Origin of the sequence: Microcoleus sp. B3-A4 (assembly GCF_036705385.1) — a bacterium.
GTDB lineage: Bacteria > Cyanobacteriota > Cyanobacteriia > Cyanobacteriales > Microcoleaceae > Microcoleus.
Genome location: NZ_JAUBUI010000207.1, coordinates 1 through 1,805 on the forward strand (window position 1 = coordinate 1; position 1,805 = coordinate 1,805).

A 1,805-nucleotide genomic window follows, 5' to 3' on the forward strand; every position below is an offset into this window, starting at 1 on the left:
GCTAAATATAATCTTTTCAATTTTCCTAACTTGAAAAGATTTGATGCCTTTTCACAATTCATATAGGATTGCTATAGTTTAGATTGGATGCGACTGTGTTTTACTGTCATGCCATTTTTCTCCGCAATTTGCCCGTCCACCCATTCCATATCGTCGGGGGGATTAGCCATAAAGTCTTCTAGAGAAACATTTTCTGATAAAACGGCAGCCATTACCATAGCCATTTACTCCCTTTTGCAGAATTCACTCATATTGTAGCAATCAATTGGTAATGGATAATTGGGAATTGGGAATTGGGAATTGGGAATTGGGAATTGGGAATTGGAACTAACAAATAACCTATGCCCTATGCCCCATGCCCCATGCCCAATTTACTCAATATTAATTTGATTGGGAGGCTTAGGTGGATTCGGTTGCTCATCCTTCAAAGTTTTACGCCCAGAACTAGCATACTCCTTGTACATTTCCACAAACATCTTGGTTAACTGTTGCAAAGAAAGTTGTTCGCCATTAACTTGAGCTTTCATGTAAGCTTTAAGCACTTCAATGTAAGCCAAACCTAGAGCAAGCGTGAGAGTTGCTGCGGTTGCACCGGAGATAGCACCGCCGACAACTGTACCCGCACCAGGAATCATTTTAATTAAATTAGTAACAATACTTCTGCCGACAGCAGTAACCCCGCCAGCGCCGCTAATAGCAGACAGCATCGCCGAAATAAACCCCTTATCAAAGGGCATTCCAAAAATTACAGTAATATTAGCAATCATTGCTGTTTGCATCGTCATCAAAATCGGCGCATCAGCAAACGGTACAGGAGTCGCGCCGACAATGGCAGAGCCTGCAACATAAGCACTTAGATATTTAAATGCCATATCTGATTTGAGCGCAATATTAGCAATTTGTTCTTTAAGAAAAGCTTTTTTAGCTACTTCCGGCAGCAGTTGAAAAGTTGCATCTACCAACTTATCTAAACCGTGAGATTTTACTGTATAATCCTCATCTATTTCTTCCGGTTCAGCCATGACCGGGATAATTTGACTGACTGGTAAATTCATGTGTTCCAGTTGCTTGAAAAACTCGCCCGGCTTTTTAGATGTCGTCTGAGTCAGCACTAAAAGAACTGGTACATCTTTGACTTCCATTTCTTTTAGCCAGCTTTCCTCGACTGATTCTATTCTATTGGCGCTGTGATTGATGCAGTACCAGATGACGTGAATGTGTTCTTTTGGGTGCAGGAGTCTTTGGTCTTCAATCAGTTTAGCAACGTTTAATTGAATAACTTTAATTTGTTCGGCGTTGAGTTCGAGTCCGGGAGTATCGTAGACTGTAATTGGGCAATTGGGTTTTGTATATTGGCGAATGCCTTGAGTTATGGGGCGGCCGACTCCGGTTTCGGCTAAGCGTTGGCGAAAAACGGAATTTATTAGAGTACTTTTGCCGACGCCGGTTTTGCCGATGACTAAAACATTGCACTGTCCCACTTGGTCTTCTGCGTCTTTGAAGGCGTAATAACTTCTATTTAAAAGCTCGTCGAAGGAAAAGTCGTCTGACATGGTGGTTTGCTCCGATAAGGGTGGGATATTAATTAAATACCACCGAATAGAATTTCGATGCTATAGAAACGAAGTCCGTGAAGGCGGACTGGCGGAGTATTAAGAATATTGTAGCAATTTGATTTCAAAACTGGTGCAACGGGTAGAGGAGAGTTTTGTGTTCCGTGCTGCTAAATGGTAAGCGTTCAGGGGTATAAAGAAGACGAAAAACCACCCCCAAAATCAAAGAATAAAATTAGGCAGCAGTCAACA

The 1,805-nt window shown here is 41.8% G+C and carries 2 protein-coding genes; both read right to left on the reverse strand.

Going from position 1 to position 1,805, the window contains the following annotated elements:
- Window positions 1–71: 71 nt before the first annotated feature.
- Complete coding sequence (locus QUB33_RS29385) at window positions 72–218, reverse strand: hypothetical protein (RefSeq protein ID WP_333358191.1); 147 nt, start codon at window positions 216–218, stop codon at window positions 72–74.
- A 153-nt stretch (window positions 219–371) separates the two neighbouring features.
- Window positions 372–1,553, reverse strand: coding sequence for a GTPase (locus QUB33_RS29390; protein WP_333358194.1), 1,182 nt, complete (start codon window positions 1,551–1,553; stop codon window positions 372–374).
- Window positions 1,554–1,805 lie beyond the last annotated feature (252 nt).

Bases quoted from the DNA above. Each gene is read 5' to 3' on its own strand.
- QUB33_RS29390 (WP_333358194.1), bottom strand. From the start codon at position 1,553: ATGTCAGACGACTTTTCCTTCGACGAGCTTTTAAATAGAAGTTATTAC.
- QUB33_RS29385 (WP_333358191.1), bottom strand. From the start codon at position 218: ATGGTAATGGCTGCCGTTTTATCAGAAAATGTTTCTCTAGAAGACTTT.